This window comes from Mycoavidus cysteinexigens (assembly GCF_003966915.1).
Lineage (GTDB): Bacteria > Pseudomonadota > Gammaproteobacteria > Burkholderiales > Burkholderiaceae > Mycoavidus > Mycoavidus cysteinexigens.
In genome coordinates, this window is sequence record NZ_AP018150.1 from 787,660 (window position 1) to 803,784 (window position 16,125).

Consider the following 16,125-nt stretch of genomic DNA (forward strand, 5'->3'; position numbering starts at 1 on the left):
GGATACCGATGATTTAGTTAAAATTGTAAAGGTCATTAGCGAGCGCCTACAAAAAACCCATGGTCAAAGTGAGGACCATGTGTATCGCTTAATGGTTGCGTTATCCTCTATTTTGGATGCGATGGCCGATTATGTACAAGATGTAGACCGCGAGAACCTGCGCGAGCCGTTATTAGGCTACCTCAAAGATTTACAAGGTGGCGACAATCCCTACCTGATGTATCAAGCGGCTTACGCGTGCCAGGCCTTAGCCTATGTGCCGGATAATGAAACGCCGTGGCAAGGCGCGGTGCGTCGCGGGAGCAGCCTGCTCAAAGGTGTCTCGGGCTTAATCAGCGCCGTAAAAGGTTTTGATCTGAATAAAATTGTCGACAGTTTGGGCGATATATCGGATGGAGTGGGCGGCATAGGTGGGGTATGGGACACCGCGCACGAAATTTATGAGACGGTGAGTTCACTTGCTGAAAGCGGGCAAGATTTTGTGAGTTGTCTGCAAGAAGGCTTAACGTTTGAGAGAAAAGGTAAGTGGTATAAAGCCTTAGAAGGCGCAGATGTGCTGCTGCAACAGCGCAAATTGATTGACTTTGAAACGTTTGTGCGACAAGCCACCTGCCGTCAACATAAAGCGTTCCAATGGGGCTTAAGTGAGCGTTTAGGCCAATTAGCGGCGAACCCAGCGTTAGATGAAGAGACGCAACAAAGTGCTCTGCGCTTTTTAGGCGATCTGTATGAAAACGACGCGGTGTGGGGCAAATCTGTTTCGGCTAAAAAGCGGGTCATTCAAATTATCAAAGAATTGGCGATAGCGTCTAATGTTGCGAAAGAGGCGAAAGACCTATTAGAACATTTAGCCAAAATCAACGACCCCCGGAAACGAAAGCTCTATATATCATGTCAAAAAGATGCGGCGAAAGGCCTTGAGCCTCTTTATAAGCCGGCATTGGCCCCGACTTCTCCGACTCTATTGGGCCGCGCTCAGAATAAGCCCAAAGTTGAAGATGATGTGCAGCAACTGAGAAGAGCGCGTGTCAATGAATGGAAAAAGGACGAACGACTGTATGTTGAGCCGCTAGGTAAAGCAACATTGCATGATACAGTGACATTCGATCTCACGGAAAAAGTCAACGAATTTCTCCGCAATCCTAAGAAGAAAATTTTATTACTGTTAGGGGATTCCGGCGCCGGCAAGTCGACTTTTAACCGCGCTCTGGAAGCGAGTTTATGGCATTCCTATTTAAACGATCCCAAACAAAAACGCATCCCTTTATTGATCGCCCTACCGGAAATTGACAATCCAACCCACGAATTGGTGGAAAAACATCTGCATCTGAAAGGCTTCAGCCAGAAGCAGATTCGGGAATTAAAGCAGTCGCACGAATTTGTCTTTATTTTAGATAGTTATGATGAAAGTCAACAATCTGGGAATTTATATCGTACAAATGAGATCAATCAAGAAAGGGGATGGCAAGGCCAAGTGATTATTGGTTGTCGCTCGGAATATTTTGGTGAGGATGATCGGGCGCGCTTTCAACCTGAAGACGCGACACAGTTGCAAGCACTGGTCGTCGCGCCGTTTTCAGATCAAAAGATTAAGCGGTATACAGAAGCATATGCGAAAGTGAATCCACTAGAGTGGGCAGCAGAGGATTATCAAGCAGTCCTCCAAAGTATTCCCCATTTGGAAGAATTGGTGACCAATCCTTTTCTGTTGAAAATTACGCTGGACGTGCTACCTCGTCTAACCAATCAGAGACAGGAATTAACGAAGACGCGCCTGACCCGATTGGCGTTATATGACGAGTTTGTGGAGCAATGGTTCGAGCGTGGAAAGCAGCGCTTTTTAACAGAGAAAACGCTTGAAGCTCAAGAAAAGAAAGTCTTTGAAGAATTGATTGATGAGGGCTTTACAACGAATGGCATTGCGTTTGTCAAGGAATTAGCGGTCCAGATTTATGAACGGCAACGGGGCAACCCGATTGTGAAATATGTTCGCTTTGAAGATCAGAAGACGTGGAAACAGGAGTTTTTTGGGCCAGAAGACGAAAAGAGGTTACTGCGAGAAGCGTGGCCGTTAAATCGTAACAAAAATCAATATCAGTTTATCCATAAATCGCTGTTGGAATATTTTGTGGCGCGCTCAGTGTTTGAGCCGGGGCAAAGCGACACGAGCGTGACAGAGGAGAAACGTTCTATAGACGGGTCGCCAAATCGAGCGCGACGGCTGAGTTTTGAAAGTGACTATTCATTGGATGTAAGAGCGGTTTTAGAGGAAAAGGATTTACTCGATACCCTTTTAGCGCGGAAGAGTTTTGTGAATGAACCGGCGATTCTAGGGTTTCTGGTTGAACGCGCGCGGAAAGAACCGTTGTTTAAAAAGCAATTGCATGCATTAATCGAGCGCTCGAAAGCGAATGATGAGGATACGGCGCGCCAAGTGGATAAAGAAGCTATCCGTAAAGCAGCAGCAAATGCAATCACCGTGTTGGTCAAAGCGGGGGTTCAATTTAATGGAGCCGATTTAAACACAATCCAGATACCCGGGGCGGATCTGAGTGGGGGCGTATTTGATTTGGCCCAGTTACAAAGAGCGGATTTAAGAAAGGTCAGTCTTCGCAAGAGCTGGCTGCGCGAGGCAAATTTAAGCGGTGCGCAGATGGCCGGGGTGCAGTTTGGTGAAGGGGCGTATGTGCAAGAAGAGAGCAAAGTCTATTCTTGCGCGTATTCACCGGATGGGAAAACCTGTGCGATGGGTCTTGGAAACGGCATAATCAGCCTCTATGACACCTCAAGCTGGGCAAAAATCCGCACCTTAGAAGGCTATGCCGACACTGTTTGGAGCGTGGTGTATTCGCCGAGCGGCGCGCAGATCGCCTCCAATGGTGGTTATACGGTGCGGCTGTGGGACGCGCACAGTGGCGCGGCGGGGCACATCTTAGAAGGTCATACCTCTTGGGTTAATAGCGTGGTGTATTCGCCGAGCGGCGCACAGATCGCCTCGGGCAGTAATGACAAGACGGTTCGGCTGTGGGACGCGCACAGCGGCGCGGCGGGGCACATCTTAGAAGGACATACCGACTCTGTTAATAGCGTGGTGTATTCGCCGAGCGGCGCACAGATCGCCTCGGGCAGTGGTGACAATACGGTGCGGCTGTGGGATGCGCATAGCGGCGCGGCGGGGCGCACCTTAGAAGGCCATACCGGCACTGTTTTGAGCGTGGTGTATTCGCCGAGCGGCGCGCAGATCGCCTCGGGCAGTATGGACAAGACGGTGCGGCTGTGGGACGCACACAGCGGCGCGGCGGTGCACATCTTAGAAGAACATACCGACATTGTTTTGAGCGTGGTGTATTCGCCGAGCGGCGCGCAGATCGCCTCCGGCAGTTGGGACAATACGGTGCGGCTGTGGGACGTGCACAGCCGTAAGGCGGTGCACACTTTAGAAGGCCATACCGACACTGTTATTAGCGTGGTGTATTCACCGAATGGCGCGCAGATCGCCTCGGGCAGTTTTGACAATACGGTGCGGCTGTGGGACGCGCACAGCGGCACGGTGGGAAACACCTTAGAAGGCCATACCTGGTCTGTTAATAACGTGGTGTATTCGCCGAGCGGTGCGCAGATTGCCTCGGGCAGTTTTGACAAGACGGTACGGCTGTGGGACACGCACAGTGGCGCAGCGATACGCACCTTAGAAGGACATACCTCTTGGGTTCATAGCGTGGTGTATTCGCCGAGCGGCGCGCAGATCGCCTCGGGCAGTGATGACAAGACGGTTCGTCTGTGGGACGCGCACAGCGGCGCGGCGGGGCACATTTTAGAAGGCCATGCCTGGTCTGTTAATAGCGTGGTGTATTCGCCGAACGGCGCGCAGATTGCCTCGGGCAGTTTTGACAGGACGGTGCGTCTGTGGGACGCGCATAGCGGCGCGGCGGGGCACATCTTAGAAGGACATGCCTCTTGGGTTACTAGTGTGGTGTATGCGTCGAGCGGCGCGCAGATCGCCTCGGGCAGTATGGACAAGACGGTTCGTCTGTGGGACGCGCACAGCGGCGCGGCGGGGCACGCCTTAGAAGGACATACCGACTCTGTTAATAGCGTGGTGTATTCGCCGAGCGGCGCGCAGATCGCCTCGGGCAGTGATGACAAGACGGTTCGTCTGTGGGACGCGCACAGCGGCGCGGCGGGGCACATTTTAGAAGGCCATGCCTGGTCTGTTAATAGCGTGGTGTATTCGCCAAGCGGCGCGCAGATCGCCTCGGGCAGCTCTGACCAGACGGTGCGGCTATGGGAGGCTGCTTCGGGTGAGTGTCTCAGCGTGATTCAGGCGTTTAGGAAGCCCGTGTATAGTGTTGCCTGGACGGGACTGAATGGATACCAGTATTTAGTGAGCAGTGGAAAAGGATCAATGTGCCAGTGGGAAATCAAAAAAGAGCCAGAAGGCTATACAGCGAGACTGTGCTGGAGTAGTACAAGATCTGAAGTGCTAACGGTAGCGGATACGCTGATTGAAGGTGTGCAAGGTTTAAGTGAGATGAATAGACGCCTTTTGAAACAACGTGGGGCGGTAGGCAATGCGTTACCATTGAGCGTTTAAGCTGAGTGGTTTACAGGCATCATTTCAATTAAAATAGTTGAATGAACGCACAAATACGCTGTCGCCTTAAATGGATCAAACTATACGAAGAGCTGGGAGATGCGGGCGTGGTATGTCGACGTTGTGGTGTCTCCCGTCCGACATTACGTGATGGTGGAAAAAGCGAATAGCCGGCCTGGCTAGTAAACCTATACTCCGGTGGACTACCATACTGAGCAGGTACAAACCGAGTGGAGCCATATCAGCCGCAGCCAATGCTTCTATTGTGAGGCTCGTTTTCTTACCCTGTTTTGGAATGTCCTCAGATAATAATTGTCTACTCCCTCTATCAAGATTTTCTGCCCCAGGTCTTATCCGCTCGGTTTTAAAATAAGGTGTTCCGGAAGACTAGACACAGAATTTGCTCAACTGACAATTTCCCTTTAGAATATAGGGTTTTACCTTGTCGCACCAGTATTGATCTGGGCGGCTATTAGCCATAAGGAAGCGTGTCCATGCGACATTACGAAGTCATTTTTATTGTACATCCCGATCAAAGCGAGCAAGTGCCTGCCATGATCGAGCGCTACAAAGCCACCATTACCGCGCGCGGTGGGCAGATCCACCGGCTTGAAGATTGGGGACGGCGTCAGCTGGCTTACATGATCAACAAGCTCGCTAAGGCGCATTACATTTGCATGAATATCGAATGCGATGGCGAAACCTTGGCTGAATTGGAACATGCGTTCAAATTCAACGACGCTGTGCTGCGCCATTTGACCATCAAAATGAAGAAAGCCGAAACCGCCCCTTCGCCGATGATGAAAGAAGTGCAACGTGAAGAGGCGAAGAAAGCAAGCCATGCTCCCGCCCAGGCGCAGCCGGCAGAGGCTGAGCCAGAAGCCGCAGCATAAGGGCGCGTCGACGGTAAAGCCAGGAATCGGTGGTGAACCAGCTCGTGCTTGAGGCGTCTGTGATTGAGCGTGAGGCAGTCCGCTATACGCCGGCAGGCATACCCATTGTAAATTGCCTGTTGCAGCATGGTTCGCGCGTAAGTGAAGCCGGGGTTCCACGCCTGGTCGATTTAACATTATCGGCCGTTGGCGTAGGCGAGTTAAGCGGTACGCTGGCTGCTTGCGCACTGGGGCAAGCGTTTCGTTTCACGGGCTTTTTAGCGCCACGCCGTCGTCAGGCTCGCACATTAATATTTCATATTACAGAATTGCAGGATATTCAGAGGATTTAACATGGCACGTTTCACAGGCAAAAAGAAATTTGAGCGCCGTCCACAACAGAACCCGCTTTTTAAGCGTAAAAAATTCTGTCGTTTCACAGTGGCTGGAGTAGAACAAATCGATTACAAAGACCTTGATGTACTCAAGGATTTTGTTGGCGAAAACGGCAAAATTACGCCTGCTCGCTTAACCGGCACCCATGCTCGTTATCAGCGTCAGCTTGATCGGGCAATTAAGCGCGCGCGCTTTTTAGCGCTGCTGCCTTACACCGATCTGCATAACGCCTGATCTCGAAAAAGTTATAAGGAGCTTACACATGCAAGCCAAAATCAAAATGCAAGTCATTTTATTGGAAAAAGTCGCCAAACTCGGTAACCTTGGAGATATCGTTAAGGTTGCCAAAGGCTATGCGCGTAATTTTTTGCTGCCACAGAAAAAAGCCCGCCGCGCGACCCAAGAAGCCATTCAAGAGTTTGAAGTACGTCGTGCGGAGCTTGAAAAAGCCGCTTCGCAGAAACTGGCTGCGGCACAAGAGCTAGGCGAAAAATTAGCCGGTTCAACCTTGCAAATTTCGCAAAAATCAGGCGTCGATGGGCGTTTATTTGGTTCCGTAACGAACACCGATATTGCCAATGCACTGAAAGCGCAGGGTTTTGAGATCGAGAAAATTCAACTACGTTTGCCTGACGGGCCGCTTAAGATGATCGGTGATCATCTGGTGCAGGTTTCGCTGCATACGGATGTGCTCGTGAATGTAACTGTATCGGTCCTTGGCGAGCACGTGTAAACGTCAGTCAATGCTCGTAGCAGTACTAAGAGATAAAAACGGAGGCTAGGTTAACTGGCTTCCGTTTTTTTTTGAGCGCCCCAGTGTGGGAAGGAAGTGTGATCGTAATCTGCGCGCCGATGAATATAAACCAGGTGAAAGAGTGTGCAACACCGATAAATCGGCGATAATCCCAGGCGCCATGAATACAGTTAATACAGATCCTCAAATCACTGCCCTCAAAGTCCCACCTCATTCGATTGAAGCTGAACAATCGGTATTAGGCGGGCTGTTGCTCGACAATAGCGCCTGGGACAGAATCGCCGACTTTTTACAAGAAAGTAATTTTTATCGCTATGATCACCGGTTGATTTTTAAACACATCGGTAAATTGATTGCGGCGGTGCGTCCAGCCGATGTGATCACCGTGTTTGAATCGCTGACCTCATCCGGCAAGGCGGAGGAGGCCGGCGGACTCGCCTATTTGAATGCGCTAGCGCAAAACACGCCTAGCGCCGCCAATATCCGCCGTTATGCAGAAATTGTGCGGGATCGCGCAGTGCTGCGCAAGCTGGTCACGGTGGCCGATGAGATTTCAGGCGATGCTTTTAATCCGCAAGGCAAAGAGGTGCGTCAGCTACTGGATGAGGCAGAATCAAAAGTATTTGCGATTGCGGAGGAAGGCACGCGTGGTGGGCAGGGGTTTATTGAAATTAAACCGTTGCTATCGCAAGTGGTGGAGCGTATCGATACGCTATACCACCAAGAAAATTCAACTGATGTCACGGGTACGCCCACTGGTTTTGTCGATCTGGATCGCATGACTTCCGGCTTACATGGTGGTGAACTGGTTATTATTGCGGGACGCCCGTCTATGGGCAAGACTTCGCTAGCGATGAACATCGGCGAATATGTTGCAGTTGAATATGGCTTGCCAGTAGCCGTGTTTTCAATGGAAATGCCGGGAACGCAACTGGCGATGCGGATGCTGGGTTCAGTTGGGCGCTTGGATGCGCACCGGCTTCGCACCGGAAAATTGACAGATGAAGATTGGCCCAAACTGACGCACGCGATGCAAAAAATGAGCGACGCGCAAATTTTTGTTGACGAGCAAAGCGCGCTTAATCCGCTTGAATTACGTGCCCGCGCGCGGCGCTTGTCACGCCAATGCGGACAGTTAGGTTTAATTATTATTGACTATTTGCAATTGATGTCATCGGCTTCTTCGGGTGAAAATCGCGCCACCGAAATCTCGGAAATTTCACGTTCGCTCAAGAGCTTGGCAAAAGAACTCAATGTGCCGGTTGTCGCGCTCTCGCAGCTTAACCGTGGGCTCGAGCAGCGGCCCAATAAACGCCCCGTAATGTCTGATTTGCGCGAATCTGGCGCGATTGAACAAGATGCCGATGTGATTTTCTTTATTTACCGTGATGAAGTTTATAATCCCGATAGTCAAGACAAAGGCACGGCCGAGATTATTATTGGCAAGCAGCGCAATGGGCCAATTGGCGTGGTGCGGCTGACTTTCTTAGGGCAGTACACCAAATTCGACAATTTCGCGGGTCAGCCAATGTATAACGATTAGTGAGATTTTTATACCATTTTGCTAAATAATTTGTTGCCATGCTCGATAAATGGGCTGGCCCAGGTACAATAGCGCACTTTATAAGTTAGAGCTATTTTATTTTGAATGGTTCGCGCCTCAGTAATTAATAGACCCTTGTTTAAGGATTGAGATGTTCAGTCGCTTTATGCCCAAAGAGGGTAAGTTCTTTGAAATCTTTAATGCGCATGCAAAATGCCTAGTAGACGCTAGCCATGATTTGGAGCGTTTAGTCAATCAACTGGATGAAGCTGAAGTCCATAAAAAAAATGTGCAACTTAAAGAAAATCAAGCAGATAAACTGACGCACGAAACCATTGATCTGTTGCATAAGACCTTTATTACGCCATTTGATCGGGATGAAATTCACAAACTCATCACGACGATGGATGACATCCTTGATTTAATGGAAGATGTGGCTACCGCCGTCTGGCTGTACGATGTGCGCTCTCTCACGCCTGAGGCAGGCCAGCTTGCGCGTATTTGCGTAGGCAGTTGTGAACAGGTGGCGCAGGCAGTGGCTTTACTCAAAGACATGAAAAACGCGAGCGCAATTTTAGCCATCTGCGCAGTCATTGACCGCTTGGAAACGGAGGCAGATGGCTTATTGCGAGCAGCGATTTCTCAACTCTTTCGAGAAGAAGACGATGTTAAGTCATTAATCAAGCACAAAGCGATTCTTGAGCTGCTAGAAGAGGTCACGGACAAATGTGAAGATGTCGCTAATATTATCGAAGGCATTGTGCTAGAAAACGCTTAGCGTGGCACGAGCTTATATCAGGAAATCTTAATGTCATCGATTCATTTGGGACTGTGGGTTGTCGTCTTTTTAGTGGCGATTGCCCTAATCTTCGACTTCATGAACGGCTTTCATGACGCGGCAAATTCGATTGCCACCGTGGTTTCTACGGGCGTTCTTAAACCCCATCACGCAGTCATATTTGCGGCTTTATTTAATGTCATTGCGTACTTTATTTTTCATCTAAAAGTAGCGTCAACGGTCGGCCGCGGCACGATCGATCCATCGATTATTGACCATTATGTCGTATTTGGCGCGCTTATAGGCGCCATCGGCTGGAACGTGATTACTTGGTACTATGGTATTCCGTCCAGTTCATCCCATGCGCTGATTGGGGGTTTGGTCGGCTCAGCGTTAGCTAAAGCAGGTCCTGGTTCGTTAAATATCGATGGCTTATGTAAAACCATCGCTTTTATTTTTGTTTCGCCGCTCCTCGGCTTCTTTTTAGGGTCGCTCTTGATGTTGGGGGTGTCATGGCTTTATTTGCGCACGACACCGAGCAAGGTTGATCGACGTTTTCGGCGTTATCAATTAATCTCTGCTGGCCTGTATAGCCTGGGGCACGGTGGTAACGATGCGCAAAAGACCATCGGCATTATCTGGATGCTTTTGCTGGCAACTGGCTATGCTTCAGCCACGCTCGACGCCCCTCCAATGTGGGTGATTGCAGCCTGCTATTTGGCTATTGGCCTGGGCACGCTCTTTGGCGGCTGGCGCATCGTGCGGACCATGGGGCAAAAAATTACCAAACTAAAACCAGTGGGCGGCTTTTGCGCTGAATTTGGCGGTGCGATATCACTTTTCTTGGCCTCTTGGCTCGGCATCCCAGTATCCACTACGCATACCATTACAGGTGCGATAGTTGGCGTTGGCGCTACGCAAAAGCTGGCGGCCGTGCGTTGGGGCGTGGCGGGCAATATCGTTTGGGCTTGGATCTTGACGATTCCAGCTTCTGCCTCAATGGCGGCGCTGGCTTGGTGGCTGGGCCAGCATTTCCTGTAAGGCAGGTAAATGCTGGCGTTTTTAGGCTTGCGGAATTTCGATTTTAACTTCCAGCACTTCTAAATTATCTTGCTGCTCAAGCTTAACTTTAATATCCTCGTGCGCAATTTTCACATACTTTGAAATTACGGCGAGGAGTTCACGCTGGAGCGCGGGCATATAATTAGCCGGAGTATGATTTGAGCGCTCATGCGCAATAATCAATTGCAGGCGCTCTTTGGCAAGCGATGCAGTTTTCTTATTCTCGCCAAGCAAAAAAGAAAGTATTGACATATCCTTACCTTATTTATTGCCGAAAAGGCGTTGTAATAAGCCGGGTTTCTGATAATCAGTAAAACGCAGCGGTTTGGTTTCGCCAAGAAAGCGCGAGATCACATCTTTATAGGCTTCAGCGACATCGGTGGTCTCTAGATGAATCGCCGGCACGCCTTGATTGGACGCATGCAGCACAGCGTCTGATTCGGGGATCACGCCGATCAATTCAATCCGTAAAATTTCTTGAATGTCTGTAATAGACAGCATCTCACCTTCATTAACGCGCTTTGGATTGTAGCGGGTAATTAACAAATGTTCTTTAATCGGCTCTTTGCCGTCAATCGCGCGTTTGGTTTTTGAAGCTAAAATTCCCAAAATACGATCTGAATCCCGCACTGAAGAGACTTCTGGGTTAGTCACAACCACTGCTTCATCTGCATAATACATCGCCATCAGTGCGCCTGATTCAATCCCAGCGGGCGAATCGCAAACAATATAGGTAAAACCCATCTCCTCCAGCTCTTGAATAACTTTGCCAACGCCTTCTAGAGTCAATGCGTCTTTGTCCCGCGTTTGCGATGCAGGCATTATAAAAAGATTACTGCATTTTTTATCTTTGATCAAAGCTTGGCTAAGTTTGGCTTCGCCTTGAATCACGTTAATTAAATCATAGACGACGCGACGCTCGCAGCCCATAATTAAATCAAGATTGCGTAAACCCACATCAAAATCAATCACCGCTGTTTTGTGACCGTGTAAAGCGAGACCTGCGGCAAAACTTGCGCTGGTAGTGGTTTTGCCCACACCGCCTTTACCCGAAGTAATTACAATAATTTTCGCCATCTGGCTAGGTCCTTGAATCCGTCAATTGATTTAAAAATCAAAGTCATTTAAAAAGATGATTATGTTACCTGGATTAAACCAATTTATTAAGTTAATTTGAGTGGTTCGATCACTAATTTTTCATTTAAGAGACTAACTTGCACGGGCTTACCTTGCACTTGAGCCGGTAATGGCGTTTCGGTAGTACGATAAATACCTGCAATTGAAAGTAACTCAGGCTCCAAACAGGTACAAAAAATCCGTGCATTAAGATTACCCTGTGCGCCAGCGAGCGCACGTCCGCGCAGCGGAGCATAAATATGAATATGTCCCTCAGCAATAACTTCCGCACCATAGCTCACGACACCCAGCACAATCAAATCCCCTTTGGCATAGACTTGTTGGCCGGAGCGTAGCGGTTTGTCGATGACCAGCGCTGATTTATAGTCTTCAATGGGCTGCTCTAGCTTGGGCGTTGGTGGCGTTACAGGGTTTGTGGCATGCGCCGCGGATGGCGGAATCCGACCAACGCCGGCTTCAACGAACGGCAGATCACTTTGTTGCGCCCAGACGCGTTGGGCCTCGTGAGCTGCAATTCCCACTGGATACATGCGCACTTCGCGTAACATCGCAGCTAGCGCATCAATCTCTATCGTTTCGTCAGGATGCAAAGGGCGCACATCAATCACGACAATATCATTCGCAAAAAACTCTGGCGCGACTTCGAAACGGCGTTTTAAGGTTTGGTGCAAAACCTCAAGGTCAGCCGTTTTAACGGTAAAGAGTAGCGTATCAAAAGAGCTACTGCGCAGTTCAAAGCACGAAGTTTTTTTATTTGACATAGATGACGGGCGCGAAAAAGACCGTTAAGCGGATTGTGCTGGAAACCCGATATTTTAACCGCCCTTGGGCATAAAGTTGAAATATGCTTACTTTTCGTTTTTTTCATCATGGATAACCTTACTTTCTTCAGTTACCTATGATGTGAGTCAATCTATTATTTTTTTATCTACCTTGGGTTAGTTTTAATTTGGGGCAATTTGTATGCACAATACAAAATAATTGGCTATAATGACGCCCTTGCTGAAAATAAGCATGGCCCAGGTGGCGGAATTGGTAGACGCACTAGTTTCAGGTACTAGCGGGTAACTCCGTGGAGGTTCGAGTCCTCTCTTGGGCACCATCCAGCTTTTCGGTAGAATTAGAATACAAACGAATATTCTTTGCTCGTCCCTTCAAAATCATTGTTTTAAAGACGCCTCTTTGCCGCGGGGCAGTTTTTAAGTTTCGCCGGTCCGGCTCAGGTACAGGCTTGCCCAAGGTCCCGCAGGCAGCGCAGAATAATTTATATCCATAACTCTTCTCTGTTTGGCGCAAGTGACGTTGCCAAGCGCGCCACGTTTGCCCAAATTTCAGACGGTGCCCGCTGTGCATGCTGAGCGGTTTCCTCGACAGCCATAACCACATATTTGACCGGCGCTTGTCTAGTAAGTAGCCGAGGTGGGCTTCCAGTCGCGAGGGTGCGCTCGAGCATCTCTTCGGAGAGATTATGCTGATAACTGACGCTCGAGGTCTTTGCCGCCATCCACAGGCCTCGTTTTTTCAGCCGAGAGCCGTAAGAGAAAGTTTATCAAAGCCAAGACCGAGCACTGATAATAGTCTCGAGAGCCGTTCAAAACCCAAGTCCTCAATGGTGCCAACCTCAAGGGTTTGGACGGTTTGTCGAGACAATTTTGCAAGCTTGGTCAGATGCTGTTGCATCAAGCCTTGGAAATGCCTTGTAACGGCAGAAATAACTTTTTTAACTTGCTGGCTTGTCCGGTTGCGTAATAAAGCCAATTTTTGCCAAACCGCCAGACTGCGCGGCTGACATAACACGAGCAATATGTTCATAGCGTACAGCGCGATCCGCATATAAATGCACTTCTGGCTGCGGCTCGACTTTAGCTGCGGCTAGAAAATGCGCCCGTAGCGTAGCGTCATCCACAGCTTGTTGATCCAACAGCACGACGCCATCCGCTTGTAAGGTTAACTTAATCTGAGTTGGCTTAATCTCGGTCTTTGGGTTGCTGGCCTGTGGCAGATCGAGCTTGATGGCATGGTGCATAACCGGTAGCGTGACCAGGAAAATCATCAATAAGACAAGCATTACGTCAACTAATGGCGTCATATTAATTTCGCTCATCAGTGTCTCTTCGTTATCGTTGATAAAAGGATTGCTGGCCATGGCTGTCGGTGTTGTCTAAGCTTTGCAAAGCTTGGCTAAAAAGTATTTTATATTGGCTTATGAGAGAGCTAAGGCACGCTTTTAGCGGGCAGCGACTTTTAACTCGCTGCGTCTATTTGAGCGCAGCCGCGCGCCAGTGACGAAATAGGCATGTAGGCCATGCGAGAAACGATTCAATTTACTCACAATCCTTTTATTGCTGCGCGTGAATGCGTTATAAGCCAGCGTTGCTGGAATCGCGACAAAAAGGCCGAAGGCGGTCATGATCAACGCTTCACCCACTGGCCCCGCAACATGATTGAGAGAGGCTTGCCCGTTCTCGCTAATTGCCAATAACGCATGATAAATACCCCATACTGTGCCAAATAAACCCACAAAAGGCGCAGTTGAACCAATTGACGCTAACAGCGCAAGGCCGCTTTGCAGGCGCATCAGGTTTTCATCTAGCGTGCTTTTTAAGCAACGCGTGATCCAATCGCTAATATCCATCCGGTGATGGAGAGAAGGTTGGTTTTGTTGATGATGGCTGGCGGCTTCTTGGCCGGCTAGTACGAGCGCAAGAAATGGATTACCGGCTCGTTTGCCCAGTTTTTCGATCCCATGCTCAATCCCATCTGCATGCCAGAATGCTTGCTCTGCATTTTTTGTAAGCTGGCGCAAACAAATAAGTTGCCAGGTTTTGGCTAGAATCACGGTCCATGAGAGCGTTGACATGAGAACCAGCGCTAAGGTGAGCGCTCGTATGACCGGATCGCCCTGATGCCAGAGGTGGGCTAAACCATAGTGTTCCATCATATGCCTTTTAGGATTGGATGCTTGCTGAACTCGGAGCAATCGATCTAAATCGATCGAAAGGTTAGCCCTCGAGTTTAAATATAAAAGGGATATCGCTAGTGGTGCGTATCGGCTGACCGTTTTTAAGCCAAGGGCGGCACTGACTGCTTAACGCCGCTTCACGAGCGGCCTGGTCAAGGTGTTTAAAGCCACTGCTTTGCTTGATCGTAGCACTTTCAATTGTGCCATGTTTGTCAATCATAATGCTAATTAATACGGTACCGGTTTCTTCGCGCCGCCTCGATAACGGCGGATAGGTCGGAGGATTGAGCAAGCAGTTAGGCTGGGCAATGTTTGGGGGAGAGCTTGGCTCAATCGTATGCGTGGTCATGACGGCTATTGCCGCATGAGTTTGATTAATTGGAGCGTTTGCGCTTGGTGCTGTGGGCACGGGTAGTGTGGGCGTGGCGCTTGAGCGTTTTGCCGCGGGGGCTTTAAGAAAAGACGTGATGGGCAGAGGCGCGGGACTAAGCAACTCGACGGTTATGGCGCTTGCTAACACCGGTTTTGAGAGTGCTGGGCTAATTGGTTTTAGGAAATAGATAAAGCCCCCTATATGGAGGGCCGACACAAGACAGAAGAGGGGAGTGATAATGCGAAAATTGATCAAGCAAATTCTACGCGCACGATTATTGGGTGACGCAATTAGAGCGCATCATTTGCGGAAAATTAACCAAGAAATACATAGCGCAGTCGCCATGCCAATCCAGAGTTCCATAGTGAGGCCTTATTTAAGCTGCTGCGCGGTTAACAAAATTTAATGGCGCCGCGCCGCAGGGGGTACTTGCATTATTGTGGTTAGCCAGCAGATCAGAAACAGCATTTTCGCACTTACCGCAACACAATGCGACGCCGCATTCAAATTGCAATGCTTCTAGGGAATTCGCACCGGCATGGATGGCGGTATGGATTGAGCGATCTGAAACGGACTTGCACACGCAGATAATCATAGTAACACCCCAATAAGATTCGATGGGCAGATGGATACACTATGTATCCGTAATGCTAATCATTATCATTCAAGTTTTTATCTTTTGCAAGGGGGCAATAGTTACATTATGTTAAATTAGGGGAGTTTGCCTAACGTAAAGAAGAGGACTCGAGAAATATGCACCAGTTCAGCTTTTTAGCTTAAAGCACCAGCTGAACTTGAAGGAATGCTGATATGTTCAGCGATTTGATCGGTCTTCAGGAATTGGCTGGCCAGCGTCTGTAGCCGGATGCCATCATTCGCCGTTGAATACAAACGCAGCGTTACCTTGGCATCTGGCGGCGCGCATAACTGTTGGGCCGCTAATCTTCGAGTGAGTTGGCGGGCGACTGCTTCTCCGGTTTCGATCAACCTAAGCTGGTCGCCAGCGATACGGCGGATTGCTATCTCAAGAAAAGGGAAATGGGTTGACCCCAGCACTAGCGTATCCGCACCTGCGTCAAGCATCGGCGTAAGATAGGCTTTAAGCAGGGCTGACACTGCGTCTGAATCTGTTTCGCCACGTTCAATCGCTTCCACCAGTCCAGAGCCCGCTTGGCAGATAAATCGACAATCCGCTGCATAAGCCGTTATTAGGCGGTGAAATTTTTCGCTACGCAAAGTACTGGCCGTAGCCAGTACGCCGGCTACGCGTGAGTTTGAGTATAGGGCGGCAGGCTTAATGCCAGGTTCAATGCCGATGATCGGGATATTGAATTTTTCGCGCAGTAGGTGGTTGGCCTGCGCGGTCGCTGTATTACAGGCGACCACCAGCGCCTTGACTCCTTGTTGCACGAGCCAGGCGCTGATTGCAAGCGTGCGCTCTATAATAAAAGCGTTATCACGCTCGCCATAAGGCGCATGATATGAATCAGCGCAATAAATCAGAGATTCGGCGGGCAGCGTAGCGTGAATTGCGCGTAATACTGACAAGCCGCCTACCCCTGAATCGAATACCCCAATCGGCGCGTGGGCATGGCTAGAAATGGACTCCATGATCAATCAGAGGGATTAGTTTTTATAACAAAAAAACCACAAG

General features: G+C 49.4%; 16 protein-coding genes, 1 tRNA gene and 1 pseudogene. 9 read left to right on the forward strand and 9 right to left on the reverse strand.

Going from position 1 to position 16,125, the window contains the following annotated elements:
• Window positions 1–4,635 precede the first annotated feature (4,635 nt).
• The 8 genes and pseudogenes from MCB1EB_RS12305 to MCB1EB_RS03480 all read left to right on the forward strand — a co-directional run.
• Window positions 4,636–4,755: pseudogene (locus tag MCB1EB_RS12305) on the forward strand (IS481 family transposase); the annotation flags it as partial.
• Window positions 4,756–5,088: 333 nt separating this feature from the next.
• On the forward strand, window positions 5,089–5,487 hold the full coding sequence (gene rpsF, locus MCB1EB_RS03450; protein ID WP_026920940.1) for a 30S ribosomal protein S6: 399 nt from the start codon (window positions 5,089–5,091) through the stop codon (window positions 5,485–5,487).
• 32 nt (window positions 5,488–5,519) lie between these two features.
• Window positions 5,520–5,819, forward strand: a complete 300-nt coding sequence (priB, locus tag MCB1EB_RS03455) for a primosomal replication protein N (RefSeq protein ID WP_026920939.1) — start codon at window positions 5,520–5,522, stop codon at window positions 5,817–5,819.
• Window position 5,820: 1 nt separating this feature from the next.
• Complete coding sequence (gene rpsR / locus MCB1EB_RS03460) at window positions 5,821–6,096, forward strand: 30S ribosomal protein S18 (RefSeq protein WP_026920938.1); 276 nt, start codon at window positions 5,821–5,823, stop codon at window positions 6,094–6,096.
• 46 nt (window positions 6,097–6,142) lie between these two features.
• Window positions 6,143–6,595, forward strand: coding sequence for a 50S ribosomal protein L9 (gene rplI, locus MCB1EB_RS03465; protein WP_026920937.1), 453 nt, complete (start codon window positions 6,143–6,145; stop codon window positions 6,593–6,595).
• A 181-nt stretch (window positions 6,596–6,776) separates the two neighbouring features.
• Complete coding sequence (locus tag MCB1EB_RS03470) at window positions 6,777–8,159, forward strand: replicative DNA helicase (RefSeq protein ID WP_026920936.1); 1,383 nt, start codon at window positions 6,777–6,779, stop codon at window positions 8,157–8,159.
• Between the two features lie 151 nt (window positions 8,160–8,310).
• Complete coding sequence (locus MCB1EB_RS03475) at window positions 8,311–8,937, forward strand: DUF47 domain-containing protein (RefSeq protein WP_026920935.1); 627 nt, start codon at window positions 8,311–8,313, stop codon at window positions 8,935–8,937.
• A gap of 30 nt (window positions 8,938–8,967) precedes the next feature.
• The gene (locus MCB1EB_RS03480) at window positions 8,968–9,978 is read left to right on the forward strand and encodes an inorganic phosphate transporter (RefSeq protein WP_026920934.1); all 1,011 of its coding nucleotides are present in this window, start codon (window positions 8,968–8,970) and stop codon (window positions 9,976–9,978) included.
• Window positions 9,979–9,999: 21 nt separating this feature from the next.
• On the opposite strand, the gene minE is transcribed toward MCB1EB_RS03480, so the two are convergent.
• From minE to minC, 3 genes are all read right to left on the reverse strand, one after another.
• Window positions 10,000–10,251, reverse strand: a complete 252-nt coding sequence (gene minE / locus MCB1EB_RS03485) for a cell division topological specificity factor MinE (RefSeq protein ID WP_026920933.1) — start codon at window positions 10,249–10,251, stop codon at window positions 10,000–10,002.
• 9 nt (window positions 10,252–10,260) lie between these two features.
• Window positions 10,261–11,076: a septum site-determining protein MinD gene (gene minD, locus MCB1EB_RS03490; protein ID WP_045362961.1), complete on the reverse strand. Its 816-nt coding sequence runs from the start codon at window positions 11,074–11,076 to the stop codon at window positions 10,261–10,263.
• Between the two features lie 86 nt (window positions 11,077–11,162).
• Window positions 11,163–11,897: a septum site-determining protein MinC gene (gene minC / locus MCB1EB_RS03495; protein WP_045362958.1), complete on the reverse strand. Its 735-nt coding sequence runs from the start codon at window positions 11,895–11,897 to the stop codon at window positions 11,163–11,165.
• Between the two features lie 256 nt (window positions 11,898–12,153).
• Here minC and MCB1EB_RS03500 point away from each other — a divergent pair.
• Window positions 12,154–12,238 (forward strand) — tRNA-Leu (locus MCB1EB_RS03500).
• A gap of 162 nt (window positions 12,239–12,400) precedes the next feature.
• Here MCB1EB_RS03500 and MCB1EB_RS03505 read toward each other — a convergent pair.
• The 6 genes from MCB1EB_RS03505 to murI all read right to left on the reverse strand — a co-directional run bounded on the left by MCB1EB_RS03505 (window position 12,401) and on the right by murI (window position 16,082).
• Window positions 12,401–12,640, reverse strand: coding sequence for a hypothetical protein (locus MCB1EB_RS03505; protein WP_052393766.1), 240 nt, complete (start codon window positions 12,638–12,640; stop codon window positions 12,401–12,403).
• Between the two features lie 216 nt (window positions 12,641–12,856).
• Window positions 12,857–13,282 carry an ExbD/TolR family protein gene (locus MCB1EB_RS03515; protein ID WP_045362956.1) on the reverse strand — a complete coding sequence of 142 codons (426 nt, stop codon included), beginning with the start codon at window positions 13,280–13,282 and terminating at the stop codon, window positions 12,857–12,859.
• A gap of 81 nt (window positions 13,283–13,363) precedes the next feature.
• Entirely contained in the window at window positions 13,364–14,074 is a 711-nt protein-coding gene (locus tag MCB1EB_RS03520; protein WP_045362953.1) for a MotA/TolQ/ExbB proton channel family protein, read from the reverse strand.
• A 64-nt stretch (window positions 14,075–14,138) separates the two neighbouring features.
• Complete coding sequence (locus MCB1EB_RS03525; protein ID WP_152034314.1) at window positions 14,139–14,687, reverse strand: energy transducer TonB; 549 nt, start codon at window positions 14,685–14,687, stop codon at window positions 14,139–14,141.
• A gap of 160 nt (window positions 14,688–14,847) precedes the next feature.
• Entirely contained in the window at window positions 14,848–15,066 is a 219-nt protein-coding gene (locus MCB1EB_RS03530) for a (2Fe-2S)-binding protein (protein WP_045362951.1), read from the reverse strand.
• 176 nt (window positions 15,067–15,242) lie between these two features.
• Window positions 15,243–16,082, reverse strand: a complete 840-nt coding sequence (murI, locus tag MCB1EB_RS03535) for a glutamate racemase (protein ID WP_045362949.1) — start codon at window positions 16,080–16,082, stop codon at window positions 15,243–15,245.
• Window positions 16,083–16,125: the final 43 nt, after the last annotated feature.

Bases quoted from the DNA above. Each gene is read 5' to 3' on its own strand.
- rpsF (WP_026920940.1), top strand. From the start codon at position 5,089: ATGCGACATTACGAAGTCATTTTTATTGTACATCCCGATCAAAGCGAG.
- rpsR (WP_026920938.1), top strand. From the start codon at position 5,821: ATGGCACGTTTCACAGGCAAAAAGAAATTTGAGCGCCGTCCACAACAG.
- rplI (WP_026920937.1), top strand. From the start codon at position 6,143: ATGCAAGTCATTTTATTGGAAAAAGTCGCCAAACTCGGTAACCTTGGA.
- MCB1EB_RS03470 (WP_026920936.1), top strand. From the start codon at position 6,777: ATGAATACAGTTAATACAGATCCTCAAATCACTGCCCTCAAAGTCCCA.
- MCB1EB_RS03475 (WP_026920935.1), top strand. From the start codon at position 8,311: ATGTTCAGTCGCTTTATGCCCAAAGAGGGTAAGTTCTTTGAAATCTTT.
- MCB1EB_RS03480 (WP_026920934.1), top strand. From the start codon at position 8,968: ATGTCATCGATTCATTTGGGACTGTGGGTTGTCGTCTTTTTAGTGGCG.
- minE (WP_026920933.1), bottom strand. From the start codon at position 10,251: ATGTCAATACTTTCTTTTTTGCTTGGCGAGAATAAGAAAACTGCATCG.
- minD (WP_045362961.1), bottom strand. From the start codon at position 11,076: ATGGCGAAAATTATTGTAATTACTTCGGGTAAAGGCGGTGTGGGCAAA.
- minC (WP_045362958.1), bottom strand. From the start codon at position 11,897: ATGTCAAATAAAAAAACTTCGTGCTTTGAACTGCGCAGTAGCTCTTTT.
- MCB1EB_RS03505 (WP_052393766.1), bottom strand. From the start codon at position 12,640: ATGGCGGCAAAGACCTCGAGCGTCAGTTATCAGCATAATCTCTCCGAA.
- MCB1EB_RS03515 (WP_045362956.1), bottom strand. From the start codon at position 13,282: ATGGCCAGCAATCCTTTTATCAACGATAACGAAGAGACACTGATGAGC.
- MCB1EB_RS03520 (WP_045362953.1), bottom strand. From the start codon at position 14,074: ATGGAACACTATGGTTTAGCCCACCTCTGGCATCAGGGCGATCCGGTC.
- MCB1EB_RS03530 (WP_045362951.1), bottom strand. From the start codon at position 15,066: ATGATTATCTGCGTGTGCAAGTCCGTTTCAGATCGCTCAATCCATACC.
- murI (WP_045362949.1), bottom strand. From the start codon at position 16,082: ATGGAGTCCATTTCTAGCCATGCCCACGCGCCGATTGGGGTATTCGAT.